We start from the raw sequence: 17,295 nt of genomic DNA on the forward strand, positions 1-17,295 counted from the left end.
TCAGTCACTTAGCTTAGGCTATGCTCCTTCATCGTGCCTCGTTCAGAATAAAATTTGACTAAATTCGCTCCAAAAGCGAATTCCCAACATAGTCTTAGTTTTAAATGGATGCTACAGCGGGCGAACCTGGTGTGTCCAATATGGTTAAGGGTTTCACAATAAGACATAATCAAAGACAAAATACAAAATCTACCTGCCAAATTGTCATTCAGCCGGTGAATTTGTTTTATCTTTGCCGACTACTTTGAAAAAGGGACGATGATGTACGATGATAATCCAACCTTGGTCGGCTTGACCAAGACGATAGACGAGAAAAGACAAGGTGAGGCTTTCTTCCAGGACCAACCCGATAGGAGCAACCCGGAAGTAGCCCGGCATTTTTATATTGAGAGCTACGGCTGTCAGATGAATTTCAGCGACAGCGAGATTGTTGCTTCTATTCTTGGGCAGGCGGGGTATCAGGCTACCCGCAATATGGAGATCGCCGATCTTATCCTGATCAATACCTGCTCTATCCGTGAAAAAGCGGAAGACACGGTGCGCAAGCGCCTTCGGATCTTCGACAAGGTAAAGAAAAACCGTCCCGGCACCCTGGTCGGTGTACTGGGCTGCATGGCCGAGCGCCTGAAAACCAAGCTGCTGGAGGAAGAAAAGCTGGTGGACCTGGTCATCGGCCCGGATGCCTACCGCGACTTGCCTAAGCTTATCGCTACAGCGGAAGATGGCGACAAAGGTATTAACGTCTTCCTCTCCCGCGAGGAGACCTATGCTGATATTAATCCAATGCGCCTCGACTCCAATGGCGTATCGGCATTCATCTCTATCATGCGGGGTTGTGACAACATGTGCTCTTTCTGCGTGGTGCCTTTCACACGGGGGCGGGAACGAAGCCGCAACGCCTTCAGCATTGTAGCGGAAGCCACTGACCTGTACGAGAGGGGCTACCGGGAGGTTACCCTTCTGGGCCAAAACGTAGATTCCTATAAGTGGGAAAACCCGGAGACCGAAGCGACCGTTACCTTTGCCAGGCTGCTTGAAATGGTGGCTCTGGTGCACCCCGACCTGCGTATCCGGTTCAGCACTTCTCACCCCAAAGACATTACGGATGAGGTGCTGCACACCATGAAAAAATACGACAATATCTGCAAGTACATTCACCTGCCTGTGCAGTCTGGCAACAGCCGTGTCCTTGACCTGATGAACCGGACCTACGATCGGGAGTGGTACATGGACAAGGTGCGCCGCATCTACGAAATCATGCCCGACTGCGCGATTTCCTCCGATATTATCGCCGGCTTCTGCAGCGAAACGGAAGAAGAGCATCAGGAGACCCTGAGCATGATCGAGTTTGCAAATTACAGCATGTCGTATATGTTTTATTACTCGGAGCGCCCCGGCACAATGGCTGCCCGGAAGTACGAGGACGACATCCCACTTGAGGTAAAAAAACGCCGCCTACAGGAAATCATCCGTTTGCAAACGCAGGTATCCTTTGCCCACAACAAGCAAGACATTGGCAAGACCTTCAAGGTCTTGATTGAAGGCGATTCCAGGAAGTCCGATCAGCAGTTCAAGGGGCGAAATTCCCAAAACAAAATGCTGGTCTTCGACAAAGAGCCTGGTTACAAGCCCGGCGACTACTGCTACGTCAAAGTAAATGATGCCACAAGCGCCACCCTGATTGGCGAGATGGTACAGGCATAAGCCAGATTTTTATACCGAAAACCAACTACCCCAAATGGACGCCAACCTCCAATCCATCAAACAACGCTTTGGCATCATCGGGCGGTCTCCCCTACTCGACCGCGCGCTGAGCACTGCCGTCCGCGTATCGGGTACGGACTTGTCTGTGCTGATTACGGGCGAAAGCGGTGTGGGTAAGGAGGTGTTTTCCAAAATCATTCATGCGCTGAGTGCGCGCAAGCACAACAACTTCATTGCCATCAACTGCGGGGCCATTCCGGAAGGCACCATCAACTCAGAGCTGTTTGGGCATGAGAAAGGGGCCTTCACCGGAGCGACAAGCGAGCGCAAAGGGTACTTTGAGACCTACGATGGCGGTACGATTTTCCTGGATGAGATCGGCGAGATGCCCATGGATACGCAGTCCTTTCTGCTGCGTGTACTGGAAACCGGAGAATTCATCCGGGTGGGTGCCTCCAAGGTACATAAAACGGATGTGCGCATCATTGCAGCTACCAATGTCTCTCTCCTGGAAGCGGTAAAGAAAGGTAAGTTTCGGGAAGACCTTTACTACCGCCTGAATACCGTGCCCATTAGCGTGCCACCGCTTCGGGAACGGCGGGAAGACATATATATGCTTTTCCGCAAGTTTGCCACCGACTTTGCCGAAAAGTACCGTACGGGCTCCATTCAACTGGATGACAAGGCCCGACTAATGCTGGAAAATTACAGTTGGCCGGGTAACATCCGGGAACTGAAAAACGTGGCGGAGCAGGCGTCCGTAATGGCAGAGGAAAAACTCCTGGATGCCGAGCACTTGCTACAGTACGCCCCACAGCTCAGCCGCCGCAACCTGCCCATGATTGCCGAACGGAAAGGAGGCGACGGGGATGGAGTCAGCATGCAGGAGCGGGAAATCTTCTACAAGCTCATGCTTGACATGAAGAACGACCTGAATGACCTGAAGACGCTCGTTTTTGAGCTCATCCGCAATAACGACCTCCGCGTACCTGATGCCAGCGATATCCGCAGCCTACAGGCGCCTTCTTCCGACTATCCGGGTACGAATGCTGCCGACAAACGCGACGTTACCGACTTTCTCCACGACTACCACGATGAGGACTTTCCTGCGCAGGATTTGCCTGATAGCGTTAAGCCCATCATTCTCAACCACGATGACCCGGAACAACAGCAGCATTATGCTCAAACGGAAGAGCTGGAAGAGAACCTCTCCCTGGAAGACAACGAGAAGGAGCTAATCTACAAGGCCCTGCGCAAACACAATGGCCGGCGAAAGGAAGCAGCTTCAGATTTAGGTATCTCTGAGCGGACCCTCTACCGCAAAATCAAACAGTACGGGTTGTAAGCTGGCAACAACACCCGAGTTTAATTTTATGTAAAGTTTTGCGAAAAAAGCCGTTCATTTCCCTCAGACCTGCTATCTTTTCCATCTAAATTGGTATAGCCATGGACCTCAAGAAAGAACTGCTGCCTGCAATGGAACGCCGGCTACTCGGTTTCCTCAACCATATTAACGATGCCACTGCACTATCAGATGCCATCCGTGACCGCCACCAAAATGGAGGGACGGGCATTGGCGAAAAGGTAGCCGAACGCCTGCTCAAAGCACGAACCGAACTGCCCGGGCGCCGTTTTGAGGACCTCCACCAAGTGGAAGCAGTACCCGGAGTAGGCGAAGATAAAATACTAGACCTCATGCATGCTTTCAAACAGCCCGCAGCACAGGCTTTCCGCAGCAATATGTACAACGGCGTGATTCTCAGCAACTGGGAGCTGGAATACTTCACTTCCATTTTTGAAGATGACACGTCCTTTCAGGAGGTGATCGACTCCAAGTCCAGCCTCGCAGAATTCGTGGGCGAACAGGTGGAGCAGATTTCTCTGGAACGCTACAGCAACAGCAAAGCGGCGGAGCTGGCGGGTGAACTCGTGGAACGCTGCTACGATGAGTACTTTCCCGATTCGCACTTTGGTGCCTACGCCCTGGCGCTTTGGTTCTATCAGTTTGATGCCGACAACTGGTTTTCTTTTGAACGCGTCCTGAAAGAAACCGAGAAGTACCTGAACTTCTACCCGGAATGGGAGGACCGTTTAGAGCTTCATTTGTACAAAGGCTTCGATAATACGGGTGTGCTGGTTGATCCGGTCACGCAGGTGGATTTGCCGGTGGTCATTAACCGGGGCGAGCGGGCGGTGACGATTTGGACTTGTCAGTTGAATGATTAAGCGTAGCTTTGGTAAGTTACACTGATCTGCCCAACGAGACCCGCCCCGCTGGAAGGCCCTCCCGGATATCAGTGTAAATCTGCGCAATCAGTCCAATCTGTGTTCCCAACCCAATAAACTAAGGCCTGCTAACCACCACCCCAAGCTCCCGGTCCAGCACCTTCACCGCCCCTCCAGCGGTAGTCACCACCAGCTGCTGACCGTCAGGGCTCCAGTCCAAGCCCCAGAGGTATTGATCATTGAGGGCATGACCGAGCAATCTCCCTTCAACAGACCAAAGGCGGACCCCATCACTCGCAGTAGCCAGTGTCTTCCCATCAGATGACCAGCTCAGGTTCCGGTATTCTGCCCGGCTTTTTTTGATAGATTTTATCAACGCCCCGTTGGGTTTGCGAAACTGAAGCAATGGGGGCAGCTTTTGTTCATAGTCGCCGTAGTCACCTAATGCCAGAAAATCGCCGGAAGGGTGCCAGGCTACAGACAGCATTAATACCGGCATGTCACGGTGGTGAATCGTTCGTACCGCTTCTGTTTCCAGATTGTAAAAGCCCAGCTTAGAACCAACGGTAGCAATCTGCAACCCCTCCGGATGCCAGCTCAACCCGATAATGGCTTTAGGGTCTACCTTGACCTGACGTTCCAGTGCTCCCCCAGGTGCATAGAGGCTCAGGTAGCCTTCGTTATCTCCTATTGCCAACAACTTTCCGTCCGGGCTCCAGGCAGCAGCTCTTGCCCCCTCAGGTGACAATCCCGGCAGCGCTGTCTTTTTCTTGTTTTCCATATCAATGATTACGCTGGTTTCAGAAGTAAGGTGCAGGGTAACGGCAAGTTTGGGCTGGGTGGGATGCCAGGCGGTATTCGTGATGGTCTTCGGAAAGGAATGCTGTTCAGTGACTTGCCAGGTATCAGCAGACCAGATCGTAAGGGCTTCCGAATTCCCGCCCGAGGCTACATATCGACCGTCCGGGCTCCAGGCAGCGGCCCAGATGATGGTTTCAAAGTTGTACTCCTGCAAGGGCGTTTTGCAAGTAAAAAGGCTGGCGGATAAGATAGCCAGGGTAAGGCAGTTTTTCATGTCGGGTGGTTTAAGGTAAAAATAGCCTACTGCCCTCTATCAGGCGGATAAAAAATTACGATTACCATATCATTAACACTGCCGCGAAGCGCGCTTTTCCGTATACTAGTGGTTTCCAAAATCGGCTTTTCAAAACATGATCGACCGCAAAGACTTCCACCGCCACGCACCTGATATTACCAAATGGATACAGCAGTACTTCGACCAATTGGAACAATTGCCCGTAAAGTCGCAGGTAGCACCGGGTGATATCTATCAGCAAATCCCGGAACAGATGCCCGAATCCGGAGAACCGCTGGAAGCCATCCTTCAGGATATGGACCGCATCATCCTGCCCGGAATGACCCACTGGCAGCACCCCAATTTCCACGCCTACTTCCCCGCCAACAGCTCTGTAGAGTCGGTCTACGCCGAAATGATGACCGCTGCCATGGGCGCACAGTGTATGATTTGGGAAACCTCCCCGGCTGCCGCGGAACTGGAAGAGCGTATGATGGAATGGCTGCAGCGAGCGATGGGCATTCCAAAAGATTGGGAAGGGGTTATTCAGGATACGGCTTCTTCCGCGACCCTGGTGGCTATTCTGACCGCACGAGAGAAGGTGACCAACTTCGAAGCCAATGAAAATGGTGTGCCGCCCAACCTGCGCGTTTATTGCTCCTCACAAACCCACTCCTCCATTGAGAAAGCCGTAAAAATCGCCGGTATCGGCCGCAAAAACCTGATCAAAATCTCCGTGGACGAGCAAATGCGGATGCGGGCGGATGCGCTTGAGGCACAGATTCAGCAAGATATGGAATCGGGCTACCTTCCCTGTTGTGTGGTCACTGCTGTGGGCACTACCGGCACCGTTGCGGTAGACCCCATCCCGGAGATCGGCGCTATCTGCGCCCGGCATAACGTATGGCACCACATTGATGCGGCCTATGCTGGTTCTGCCCTCATTTTGCCAGAGTACCAATGGATGATTGAGGGGATGGAACAGGCCGACAGTTTTGTCTTCAATCCGCACAAATGGTTATTTACCAATTTCGACTGCACGGCTTACTATGTAAAAGATGCTGATATACTGGTACGTACTTTTGATATACTGCCGGAGTACCTCAAGACCCGCACCCGAGGGCAGGTCAACGACTACCGGGACTGGGGTATTCCACTTGGGCGGCGCTTCCGGGCACTCAAGCTATGGTTTGTCATGCGCAGTTTTGGGCTGAGGGGCATGCAGGAGCGCCTACGAAAACACATTGCACTCAACGCTCAGTTTGCAGAATGGGTCGAACAGTCAGAGAACTTTGAGCTGCTGCTTCCTCCGTTTCTCAACTTCACCTGCTTCCGCTACCGGCCGGATGACCGATCAGAAGAAGCCCTCAACGCCCTCAACCAGGCATTGGTGGAAAAGGTAAATCAGCGGGGCAAACTATTCCTCACGCACACCAAAATTGAGGACCGGTACGTTTTGCGCATGGTCATCGGGCAGACCTACGTTGAAGGCCGGCATGTGGAAGCAGCCTGGGCGGAATTACGCACCGTTGCAGCTGAATTAAACCTCCACGCTCAATAGTTCTCCCAAAGCCATGAAAGCCGCTTCCCACTCCTCATCCTGAAAAGTACGCCCTCCCGATTGATATTCCTGCAACAGGGAGAAGTACAGGTTTTGGCTTTGCCAGTACTCCATGGAGATATCCAGCTGACTGATGGTTTGCAAAACAGCCACTAGAGTCTGCAATTGATCCAAACCGGATTCTCCACTTTGCAGCTGCTGCAGCTCCCGGAAAACCCGTTCTTCCACCACTAGCTTAAAGGCCTGCTCATTGGCGAGCGGCACATTCCAGCGGCGGAACTCTGCATGAATGCGGCGCAGCTCCCGACGATTAAGATTGCCATTCTCAAATACCTCCAGAAGGTCATGGTTCAGTACAAAGGCGACCGCGCTACGGTAGTATTCCGGTACCGGGATATCGCTCACGGCCATCCCCATCATCAGTTGGTAGTTGTCTTCGTAGATGTCGCGCAGGGCTTTTTCCACCTGTTCCTGACTATCCTCGGTGATTTGACGGAGGATCTTCCGCTTTTCATCGGTGAAGAGCTCCCAAATGGAAAACTTCTCCTGCCCAAAGTAGGTCTGCATCTGACCGATCACCTCGCCGAGGTTGGTACTGCGAAAAGCTTGCCTGGCCACCTCCGCCATCTGATCAAAGTCCTCAAGGCTCATATCCAGCGAGATATTGCCAATGATGTTCTGCTGCCCCAGGTACAGTACGGCAAAACTGAAGTGCTTGCGGGACAGTGTGGTTTTGGACTGCACCATGGTCCGGCCTACCGCCAGCCGGTATTTTCCTGCAGAAAGCCGGTAAAAGCTTTCGCTATCCGCAATGTAGTTGAAGAATTCCAGGTGTTCCGGGTACTCTTCAAAAATGGAGGAAGCAGCGTAGTGCATGCCCACCCGCATAAGGTCGACCCGGGCAGGAGCAACGTACTTTTGGTAGCTTTCTGCTGCATTTTCATAAACATTGCTGGGTATTTGCTCCAGTCTCGACACAAATTCATCATGCAAATCGACCTCTGCCACCTGTATGGCGTAGTGGATGGCGCGATTGGCGTACTGCAGGATTTGATTGGTTTCAATGCCCGATACCTCATCGAAGAACCAACCGCAGCTGGTAAACATGAGCATGGCGTGGCGTTGCAGTTCCATCAGCCGGAGTAATTGCGTTAACGCTTCCTCATCCAGCCCCTTTTTAGCGTGCGCCTTTACAAAAGCATCCACGGAGTTGGCATTGCGGTCCAGAAGCACCTGAATGTAGTCATTACGTGCCGCCCAGGGGTCTTTCAGCAATTTTCCGGCTTTTGTTTCGTAGATGGGGATCAACTGGTCGCGCAGCCAGTTGAGGGTTTCCCGAAGGGGTGCCCGCCAGTCTTGTGTCCAGGTAGGCCGTCCGCCGGTATTGCAGCCACAATTAGACCGCCAGCGCTCCACCCCGTGCACACAACTCCAGGAACTGTTCTCATGAATCTGCACCTCATAAGTGGGCGGGTGGAGCTCCATGTACTGACCGTAATTGGTCACAGTCGCAATGCCCTGTTCCTCGATAGAACGCAGGCAGGCGGCAAGGGCCATCTCTCCATGCCGGTGGTGGTGGCCATAACTTTCGCCATCGGTGGCAATATGGGCCAGCAGTGGCTCCTCCGTATCTGTAAAGGCCTCCTGAAAGCGGTTCGCAAAGGCGGTACCGTTATTCAATAGCCCCTCAAATGCTACACCCTGCGCTATGCCGCCGTGATAGAAAAACAAGGTAATCGTTTTGCCGGAGGGCAGCTGACAAAGGTAAGGGCGGCGGGTATCCACCGCTGCATGCCCCTGTTCTTCCCACTCAGATGCCCCGATTTTACGGATGGCCTTTGCCTGCCGGGGCGCCAGTACAGTGAATTGAATCCCTTGTTCTGCCAAAACCTCCAAGGTCTCTGCATCAACGGCTGTTTCTGCCAGCCACATCCCCTCTGGCATCCGCTGAAAGCGGTGCTTAAAGTCTGCAATGCCCCAGGCGATTTGCGTCTCCTTATCTCGGCGATTGCACAACGGTAAGATGAGATGGCTGTGCGCCTGCGCCATGGCCGAACCGTGACCGCCGAAGAGGGCCTGGCTTTCGCGGTCCGCCATCAGGATACGGGCGTAGGTCTTGGGGTCGGCTTTTTCCATCCATGACAACAAGGTGGGTCCGAAGTTGAAGCTGATGCGGGCGTAGTTGTTGACAATATCAATGATGCGCTGCGCTCCATTAAGAACACGGGCCGCCGCATTGGGTGCATAGCACTCAAAATTGATGCGTTCGTTCCAGTCGTGAAAGGGGGCAGCCGAATCCTGTACTTCCACCGTTTCCAGCCAGGGGTTTTCACGGGGTGGCTGGTAAAAGTGGCCGTGAATACAAACGTATCTTTTGGATGTGGTCATCTTGATAACTTGAGTTGATCCAAACGAAGGTAAGAACTTAGTGTAATATCTACAATAAAGAAAGCGTTACACGATTGAAGACCAATTTCCTATCTTAGCTCAAAAATTACCTATGCGCTTTTTGATTGCTTGTCTGACCTTATTGATCTTGGGTGCCTGCTCAGGAGAAAAGCCTCCAAAAGAGGATGAGGTGACCCGGTTTTCATCGGATTGGGATAGCACGACCGCCCTGGTAACTGATCAGGTTACAGGGATTCTTAAAGCTCAGGAGAGCGCTCAGGAATTACTTATGGCACTTGATTCGCTGCCGGAGGCTCCCGCGACGAATATTAAAACGCGGCTTGAACAGGAATTACAAACACTTGGCGAAGCATCTGAAGCTTCATTTGCTTTTGTTAACCGGTGGCAGGAAGGCGCTGCCCGCCTAAATGCCATCAAAGAAAGCGGAAACAGAAACCTCTCCTCGTCCGACCTGCAGGAACTCCAGCAACTCAAACAGGAGGGGCAACAACAGGCTAAGGCCTGGGCTACCCAACTGGACTCAGCACGGGTCCTTTTTGAAGAGGCCAGGATGATCCTGGAATAATTCATGGCATCCCTGATCGCGTTGCCTACCTCATTTCTCATTGCCATAGATCGGCGCACAGCCAATATGGCGACAGCCGGTTTTCTGGGCGGTCAGTACCGCTTCGTACACCTCTCCGGGCTTAGATTTTCAGGTGCCTAGTCCAATGTTTGGCATTTTGTCCTTGTGGGAAAAGTTTAGTGTCTTCAAACTATCGCCAACTGCAAATGCCCGGGGTGTTTTGCCAAACACTTCCCGGGCATTTGATTTTATTGCCACACCTGACCGGCTTTAGTAGTCCGTCTTAATGGTTTTATCAAAAGGCACTCTGAACTGATAGCCCACATTCTCATCCAAATCATCGCTGAGCACGTCCACACCGTAGCGTACCTTGCGGGGGTCATCGTATACGAAGGTGCCAAACATGCGGTCCCAAAGCGAGAAAATATTGCCGTAGTTGGAGTCGGTCCAGGGCCGCTCAAAGTGATGATGGAACTTGTGCATATTCGGCGTAATGAACAGCAGGCTCAACGGCTTGTCCAACCAGGCCGGCACAGTAATATTGGCATGCGTAAGGTAGGTGAAGAGGATGGTAGCGATGCGGTAGAACAGGTAGAATGCCAATGGGATGCCAAAGACCACCACGCCAAACAGCGCAAAGACCTCCCGGATCACGTAATCGCCCGGATGATGACGGGTGCCGGTGGTGGCGTCCACTTTTGTATCGCTGTGGTGGACCAGGTGGAATTTCCACATCCACTTCACTTTGTGCAACAGATAGTGGGCCACGTACTGCGCGACCAGGTCCAGCAACATCACCGCCAGGATGAGCTCCGCCCAGACCGGTAAATCTATCCAGTACAACAGCCCGAATTCGTACTGTGCACCCCAGATAAACACCCCGGCGGTGGCAATGGTAAACAACAAATTGATCACCAGGGAAGTACTGAGGAAGATAAGGTTGACCCCGGCGTGTTTCCACTTTTTATAATTGAGGGTAACCAGCGGCACGGCACCTTCAAGTACCCAGCTGACAGACAAACAGGCGAAAACCCAGGCCAGCTTTTGCCAGGCGGGCATGGTTTCAAAAAATGCTAGAAAATTTTCCATAGTTTACCGGTGTTCATTTTGTACAAAATTAAGAAAACCGATAATTATATGGGCAATAAAAATGTCAAAGGCCCGGCACAAAAGGATTGTACCGGGCCATAGCTAATTCACAATAAAACAATCTTAAAAGCTTGCCTTACAGTTCTGTGATTTGCTCTTCAAATTCCGTCATTGGCAGATTGGTTTCCACCAGTGCCTTGTAGCCGCCCTTGATGTTGACTACGTCGTTGTAGCCACGAGACTTCAAGATGGAAGCTGTAATCATAGAGCGGTAGCCCCCTGCGCAGTGCAGGAAATAGCGCTTATCGCGGCTTACCTCGCTCATGTTGCTGTTGATGAAGTCGAGCGGGAAGTTTTGTGCACCGATGACATGCTGAGCGTTGTATTCACTGGCTTTGCGCACGTCCAGTACGTTCATACCTTCTTGCTCAAAGCGGTCAGCCAGGTCTGTCGCGGTAACTTCTTCTACAGTATCTACTTCTTCACCGGCCTCTGCCCAGGCTTCGAAGCCGCCTTCCAGATAACCGATTGGATTATCGTAACCTACACGGGCCAAACGGGTCACCACCTCTTTCTGACGGCCTTCATCAGCAACAATCAGAATAGGGATCTGCAAGTCCGTAATCAGCGCACCTACCCACATCGCGAAGTTGTCATCAATACCGATGAAGATAGAACCCGGGATAAAGCCATTGGCAAAGTCATCCTGATGACGGGTATCAATCACCAGTGCTTCTTCCTCTGCCCATGCGGCTTTAAAGGCGCGCACGCTAAGCGGGTTAAGGCCCTTGGCCAGGATGTCGTCGATGGAATCATAGCCCATTTTGTTCATCACCGCGTTCTTGGGGAAGTACTGTGGAGGCGCCACCAGGCCATCGGTCACTTCCTTCACGAATTCCTCACGGGTCATAGGTTGCAGGGCGTAGTTGGTTTTCTTCTGATCGCCCAGGTAGCCCCAGGTCTCGGAACTCATCTTTTTGCCGCAGGCAGAACCGGCACCGTGCCCAGGATACACAATCACCTCGTCAGAGAGTGGCATTATCTTATTGCGGAGGCTGTCAAACAGGTGCCCGGCGAGGTCCTCACGGGACAAGTCGGTTTTAACCGCCAAATCAGGTCGGCCTACATCACCCAGGAAGAGGGTGTCACCGGTGAAGATCGCATGCTCTTTGCCATTCTCATCAAACAACAAGAAGGTGGAAGACTCCATCGTATGCCCAGGTGTATGTAGCACCTTGATGGTTACATTACCCACTTTCAGTTCTTCGCCATCGGTAGCGATGTGCGCTTCGAAGTTTGGCTTGGCAGTAGGGCCAAACACAATAGTAGCGCCGGTTTTATTGGCCAGGTCCAGGTGGCCGGAAACAAAATCCGCATGGAAGTGCGTCTCCAAAACGTACTTGATGCGTGCACCATCAGCTTCTGCGCGCTCGATGTAAGGATCCGTTTCGCGCAAAGGGTCGATAATGACAGCTTCGCCATTGCTTTCAATGTAGTAAGCCGCTTCGGCCAGACATCCGGTATATATTTGTTCTACTTTCATTGGTTAAAAAAATTTACAAGGTTTGGACTGAAGTAAGAGATTATTGTCTTAAAATATGATCATTCATTCATGATTTAGGGCAAAAAAATGCCCGGGCTTTCTGCTCAGGGGCAACGGTTGTGGTGCTTACAAATCATTACTAAAGGTTGTTTTCTGATTACAAAGACAAAGTAAAGGGGTTTGGGAGGCGGGGTTTGTGATCTAGATCAAATAACAAGGTGACTTTCGTCAGGCAGGCGGTGACATTTGTCACCGTCTTCCCCGCAGGGCAAAAAAATCGCCGGGCAGCGGAGGTAAGGTGACAATAGAATGCTGCTGCCCGGCGTAGTAGGCAAAGGCGGGATTAACTGAGAAGCTCCGTGAACGGAACCGATGTACATAAAAGCCTCTGCCAAAGCGCTATTTCCAAAAGATGAAGGGGAATAGCGATCTGTAAACATTAGTAGTCTGTGCTCCCCGTTTTAGATCAATGATGGTTCGTAACTTGCTCTTTGTATTTCAACAGTTGCCGCTTCACTTTATCAGCAGCACCAGCTACAGCCTTTTCGAAAGCATCGCTGTGGTCCTCGGCAAAAAAAGTATGGCCGGGCACCGTCAGGCGCAGTTCCACAATCTGATCTTCCGGCTGGCGGTGGCGCTTTTCCCCAATCTTGAGGTAAACCTCCGCTTCCGTAATCCGATCTGAATAATTGGCTAATTTGCTGACTTTCTCTTCAATAACACCATTTAGGTATTCGTTTACCTCGAAGGTGGAATTCACTTGTACTTTCATAAGTTCAATTTTCTAGTTCGGTTAGGCTGGTTGATTTTGGCAGCGGTTAGGGCTGCGGTCTCGTCCTTTTTAAGTTTCTGGTGGATTCCGTTTTAGTGATTTAATACTTCCAAGGTATGCCCTCACAGCTGGGGGCGCATTGATAAAGATCAGTTGCAGTAGTTGATCCTTATCACTACCTTTATAGCGGTCTGATAATCAGGCTCCGCAGAATGGGAAAACTATGAGATGGCAATTGATAATCGGTTGGCTCCTGGCCTCGGGGGCACTTTTTGCACAAAATCTGGGCGGTCAATGGGAAGGATACCTTTCTCAGGATGGCAAAACCGACACCTTCGTTTACCGCATCCAATTACAGCAGTCCGGCACCTCTCTAAACGGCGAAGCCTTCTCTGCCACTGCTGACGGGCAGCACACCGCCCGGTTCCTCCTCACCGGTTTCTGGGATGGGCAAAAGCTGATCCTGCAGGAGGTGGAACAGCTAGAGCCCGCATCCCCTCAGTGGTGCCTCAAATACGCCACCCTCCGGGCGGGCGAAAAAAATGGGATCCCTACGCTTTCCGGCCCCTGGCGCGCCGATGGCTGCACACCAGGGCAACTTTTCCTCCAGCGACCGGTCAAAACCTTACAGGATACTGTCGTACAGGAAATAAAACCTACGATTGCCGGCAAGTGGACGGGCACGCTTTCTCAGTCCGACCGCGACTATGGTTTCTACTTCGAAGTCGACCTGGGCCCACGCGGGCTGGGCGGTTCCTATATCGTCTCCGAAGGCAACGGCGGCAGCGCTCATATGGATCTCGAGTATACCTACGACGTCAGCAGCAACGAACTGCACTTTCAGGAAGGCTCCGTTATTAAAAAGGAAGACCCGGCCTGGCCTTGGTGCATCAAGTCCGGCGACCTGGCCTATCGCCGGGAGGGCAGCCGCCTCGTCCTGGAGGGGACCTGGAAGGGGCATATCGAAGGTTATGATATGGAATCCGGCCCCTGCGCCAGCGGTGCCTTATACCTCGAAAAGCCTGTACTGACCAGGGAAATTGTACAAACCCGGCAGGCCATTGCCGAACCTTACCAACTGGAAAACCAGCGGCAGATCAAAGTGCAACGAGTACTCGAAGTGAGCAGCCCAAATATCCGGATTAAAATTTGGGACAATGGAACCGTGGACGGCGATGTCGCCACCCTCTTCCTCAACGGAGAGCGCATCCTCAATCAGCACCGCGTGTCTAAACGGCGCATTGGCATTCCCGTTACGCTTTCGCAAACCGACAACTTCCTCGTCCTCCACGCAGACGACCTTGGCGATATCCGGCCGAATACCGTAGCCGTCTCCGTGGATGACGGGGAGCGCGAACAAGTGATCATTGTAAGCTCCAACCTGGAAGAGAGCGGAGCCGTGATGATCAAACAGTTCCGGGTGGATTAATCCTTGGCCTGCTTATCCCCGCTAAACTGCCCGTTAGGCTGAATGAGGGTGACTTTATAAACTGCTCCTTCTGCATTTTGCTGGAATAGCGCGGTGTAGCCATCAAGCCCCCTGAGCGCAAACCGGTGGTCCTGCTCATGCACCAGCGTGTAGGTCGGCTGACCGGGCACCTCCATCTTCAGGGTCTCCCCATCTAATTTTACGGTTACCGGCTGTACGCCCATGATCAGGTAGGTACCGGTATAGGCCTTTAGTTCTTCAGCGGTGAACGCTTTAGGCTCCGGCTTCCGGTCGAGGGTCATCGCGGGCAGCGAAGGCTCCAGTTGCACTTTAAGCTGATCAACATTTCCTTCGAAATTGGTCAGGAACTGCACTTTCGTTTCGCCCCAATCGGGATCGTCATTGTAAAAGACATCGTAATGGTAATGCCCCAACGGCAGTGGCTCCGGCGCGGCGACCAATTTCGCGAACAAGCTATCCCCTTTGTGGGTTATGACAATCTCATCGTAGCCGGGGTGCGTAAAGGTGCCCGTGTAGGCTTCCAGATCATGCGAAGGCGTTGTGCCCTCCTGACGGACCACATCTTCTGTTTCAGCCAAGGCAGCTTCTTCCTGCTTTTCCCGCATTTTTAGTGCTTCCCCGTTCCAGTCCCGGATTTCGCTGCCGGTCAGCAGGTCCAGGACGTAATTGCGCAGAATATCCGGTACCGGGTTGCCATTCAGGTTGGTGAGCACGACGATGCCGATAGAATCGCCTGGCAGCAGCGCCACCTCAGCCGAAAAGCCGTCGATATTGCCACCGTGGGTGACGAGTTTCCGCCCTTTGTGGTTGCTGATAAACCAGCCTAGACCATAGGAAACCGGCGCGCCACCGTTATCATAGCGCAGGGCATTGCTCCATCCGCCCGGCACGGTCATCACGGGGGTCATGGCTTCCAGCACCGAGCCATTGGAGAAGACCTGCTCGCCCATGTAGCTGCCGCCATTGAGCAGAGCGATTAGCCATGCCGTCATCTCTTTGGGTGAGGCATTTATAGAACCTGCAGGCCCGATAGCATTGATATTCCGGTAGGGCATCTTAAGGATTTCGCCGGTTGCTGTCTTTTGGTAAGGCAAGGCGGCGTCTTCCGCTTTTTCCATTTGGCCAATATCAAAATTTGCCTGTTCCATACCCAATGGCTTAAAGAGGCGCTGCTGTACTTCCTGCTCCCAGGTAGAATTGGCCACCTGTCCAACCAGATAGCCCGCGGTCATAAACATCAGGTTTTGGTATTGGAAGGTTTCGCGGAAACCCGCACTGGGCTCCAGGTATTGCAGCCGCTCCAGCAGTTCTGCCCGGCTCGCTGCTGACCCGTACCAAGATAAATCATGCCGGGGCAGCCCGGAGCGGTGGCAAAGCAGGTCCCGGACCGAGAGGTGCTGCGTCACATAATCATCGTACATCCGGAATTTCGGTAGATAGTCAAGTACCGGTGCATCGAGGTCAATCACGCCTTCTTCGGCCTGCTGCAAAACTGAAATCGCTGTGAATGCTTTTGAGGAAGAGCCAATGGCAAAGAGGGTGTTTGGCGTCACCGGAGCCTTGCTTTCCAGGTTTCGCTGCCCGTAGCCCTTCACGTAGGCCACTTTGTTGTTGTGGACAATGCCGAGCCCAATGCCCGGCACCTTCCAGTCTTCGAGCAGCTGATTGGCAAAGGCATCGATCTGTTGAGCCTGCTGTTCAGGCAGCTGCCCCCACACACGGTGCCCGGCGATAAAGGCAAGGAGAAGTATAAATGCTTGTTTGATACGCATGGTTTTAGCTTTGATTCAGGGCACCAAAGTAATAGTAAACCATGCAGGAAAGGCTATTTAATAGAAGAGCACCCGCCAAATTTCGATAAAGCACCACTCATGGGCAGGCACAAAAAATCCGGTCAGCTTACCACCAAGGGGAAACTGACCGGATAGTATGCTATCAGCGAATTGCTGAATATTTTTACTTTACACGTGCACGCTCCTTGATGCGAGCCTTCTTGCCCACGAGGTCCCGCAGGTAGTACAGCTTGGCACGGCGTACTTTACCACGCTTCAGCACCTTAATGTCAACAATATTTGGTGAAACGATCGGGAAGATCCGTTCTACACCGATACCGCTGGAGGTCTTCCGAACGGTGAACATCAGGTTGCTGCCATGGCCTTTGATCTTAATTACATCGCCACGGAAGTCCTGGATACGTTCTTTATCGCCCTCTACAATTTTGTAGCTTACTACAATATTGTCACCGGGGCGGAAAGTTGGAAAGTTTTTCTTTGCCAACAGCTGATCTTCTACAAACTTAATAGCGTCCATCGTACTGATATTTGAAAATTGTCAGGGTCCTTCAATTAGACGTGCAAAGGTAAACCAATAATTTTTAAAAACCTAAACCAAAACTAAAAAATCAACAAAAACAGAACGGGGCCGGAGCCATGACCAAAACACAACCTTTAGGAATTAATACGCCCGGCAGTTGCCAACCCCGCCGGATGCACTATATTTGCGCTGCGAAAACAGCTACAAAGATTATGGACGTAAAAATAACCGTTGTTGACCGGCAGGGCGAAGCCCACGAACTCGAGGCGCCTACGGATATGAATATGAACCTCATGGAGGTCTGCAAGGCGTATGAACTGCCGGTGAAAGGCACCTGCGGCGGTATGGCGCTCTGCTCCACATGCCACGTTTATGTGGAAAGCGGCCACGAGCTGCCCGAAATGGGCGAAGACGAAGAGGACATGCTCGATCAGGCTTTCTTTGTGGAAGACAACTCCCGCCTGGGGTGTCAGCTACGCATAACGCCTGAACTGAACGGGCTGAAGGTGCAGTTGGCTCCTGAAGACGAGGAGGCCTAGCTTAAGTCCCGGGAATTGGCTATCTTGTCTTAAATGGCTCATACAATTC

15 protein-coding genes are annotated in these 17,295 nt (G+C 52.2%); 8 read left to right on the forward strand and 7 right to left on the reverse strand.

Annotation, left to right across the window (positions count from 1 at the left end):
* Positions 1-261 precede the first annotated feature (261 nt).
* The 3 genes from miaB (at position 262) to MRY86_RS00320 (ending at position 3,930) form a co-directional block, all read left to right on the forward strand.
* On the forward strand, positions 262-1,704 hold the full coding sequence (gene miaB, locus MRY86_RS00310) for a tRNA (N6-isopentenyl adenosine(37)-C2)-methylthiotransferase MiaB (RefSeq protein ID WP_363325452.1): 1,443 nt from the start codon (positions 262-264) through the stop codon (positions 1,702-1,704).
* 34 nt (positions 1,705-1,738) lie between these two features.
* Positions 1,739-3,049, forward strand: a complete 1,311-nt coding sequence (locus MRY86_RS00315; RefSeq protein ID WP_293569395.1) for a sigma-54 dependent transcriptional regulator — start codon at positions 1,739-1,741, stop codon at positions 3,047-3,049.
* 101 nt (positions 3,050-3,150) lie between these two features.
* Positions 3,151-3,930 (forward strand): hypothetical protein, encoded by a 780-nt coding sequence (locus tag MRY86_RS00320; RefSeq protein ID WP_293569393.1) that lies wholly within the window; start codon positions 3,151-3,153, stop codon positions 3,928-3,930.
* Positions 3,931-4,048: 118 nt separating this feature from the next.
* Here the strand turns inward: MRY86_RS00320 and MRY86_RS00325 are convergent, their stop codons facing one another.
* A complete protein-coding gene (locus tag MRY86_RS00325) occupies positions 4,049-5,005 on the reverse strand; it encodes a WD40 repeat domain-containing protein (RefSeq protein WP_293569391.1) in 957 nt (318 codons plus the stop codon).
* 136 nt (positions 5,006-5,141) lie between these two features.
* Between MRY86_RS00325 and MRY86_RS00330 the strand changes: the two genes are divergently transcribed.
* Complete coding sequence (locus MRY86_RS00330; RefSeq protein WP_293569389.1) at positions 5,142-6,566, forward strand: aminotransferase class I/II-fold pyridoxal phosphate-dependent enzyme; 1,425 nt, start codon at positions 5,142-5,144, stop codon at positions 6,564-6,566.
* Here the strand turns inward: MRY86_RS00330 and MRY86_RS00335 are convergent.
* Positions 6,546-8,954, reverse strand: a complete 2,409-nt coding sequence (locus MRY86_RS00335; RefSeq protein ID WP_293569387.1) for a DUF3536 domain-containing protein — start codon at positions 8,952-8,954, stop codon at positions 6,546-6,548. The genes MRY86_RS00330 and MRY86_RS00335 overlap by 21 nt on opposite strands.
* A 112-nt stretch (positions 8,955-9,066) precedes the next feature.
* Between MRY86_RS00335 and MRY86_RS00340 the strand changes: the two genes are divergently transcribed.
* Together MRY86_RS00340 and MRY86_RS00345 are read left to right on the forward strand one after the other, a co-directional pair.
* Positions 9,067-9,540 (forward strand): hypothetical protein, encoded by a 474-nt coding sequence (locus MRY86_RS00340; RefSeq protein ID WP_293569385.1) that lies wholly within the window; start codon positions 9,067-9,069, stop codon positions 9,538-9,540.
* 3 nt (positions 9,541-9,543) lie between these two features.
* The gene (locus tag MRY86_RS00345) at positions 9,544-9,681 is read left to right on the forward strand and encodes a hypothetical protein (RefSeq protein ID WP_293569383.1); all 138 of its coding nucleotides are present in this window, start codon (positions 9,544-9,546) and stop codon (positions 9,679-9,681) included.
* Between the two features lie 129 nt (positions 9,682-9,810).
* Here MRY86_RS00345 and MRY86_RS00350 read toward each other — a convergent pair whose 3' ends face one another.
* The 3 genes from MRY86_RS00350 to raiA form a co-directional block, all read right to left on the reverse strand.
* On the reverse strand, positions 9,811-10,629 hold the full coding sequence (locus MRY86_RS00350) for a sterol desaturase family protein (protein ID WP_293569381.1): 819 nt from the start codon (positions 10,627-10,629) through the stop codon (positions 9,811-9,813).
* A 136-nt stretch (positions 10,630-10,765) separates the two neighbouring features.
* Positions 10,766-12,172: an MBL fold metallo-hydrolase gene (locus MRY86_RS00355; protein WP_293569379.1), complete on the reverse strand. Its 1,407-nt coding sequence runs from the start codon at positions 12,170-12,172 to the stop codon at positions 10,766-10,768.
* A gap of 466 nt (positions 12,173-12,638) precedes the next feature.
* Entirely contained in the window at positions 12,639-12,944 is a 306-nt protein-coding gene (gene raiA / locus MRY86_RS00360) for a ribosome-associated translation inhibitor RaiA (RefSeq protein WP_044145907.1), read from the reverse strand.
* 223 nt (positions 12,945-13,167) lie between these two features.
* On the opposite strand from raiA, the gene MRY86_RS00365 reads away from it, so the two are divergent.
* Positions 13,168-14,373, forward strand: coding sequence for a hypothetical protein (locus tag MRY86_RS00365; RefSeq protein ID WP_293569375.1), 1,206 nt, complete (start codon positions 13,168-13,170; stop codon positions 14,371-14,373).
* On the opposite strand, the gene MRY86_RS00370 is transcribed toward MRY86_RS00365, so the two are convergent.
* Both MRY86_RS00370 and rplS read right to left on the reverse strand, forming a co-directional pair.
* Positions 14,370-16,166, reverse strand: coding sequence for a serine hydrolase (locus MRY86_RS00370; RefSeq protein WP_293569373.1), 1,797 nt, complete (start codon positions 16,164-16,166; stop codon positions 14,370-14,372). The genes MRY86_RS00365 and MRY86_RS00370 overlap by 4 nt on opposite strands.
* A 184-nt stretch (positions 16,167-16,350) precedes the next feature.
* On the reverse strand, positions 16,351-16,704 hold the full coding sequence (rplS, locus tag MRY86_RS00375; protein ID WP_039723144.1) for a 50S ribosomal protein L19: 354 nt from the start codon (positions 16,702-16,704) through the stop codon (positions 16,351-16,353).
* Positions 16,705-16,919: 215 nt separating this feature from the next.
* Here rplS and MRY86_RS00380 point away from each other — a divergent pair, with 215 nt between their 5' ends.
* Positions 16,920-17,246 carry a 2Fe-2S iron-sulfur cluster-binding protein gene (locus tag MRY86_RS00380; RefSeq protein ID WP_293569369.1) on the forward strand — a complete coding sequence of 109 codons (327 nt, stop codon included), beginning with the start codon at positions 16,920-16,922 and terminating at the stop codon, positions 17,244-17,246.
* Positions 17,247-17,295 lie beyond the last annotated feature (49 nt).

This window comes from Phaeodactylibacter sp., assembly GCF_022763345.1.
GTDB lineage: Bacteria > Bacteroidota > Bacteroidia > Chitinophagales > Saprospiraceae > Phaeodactylibacter.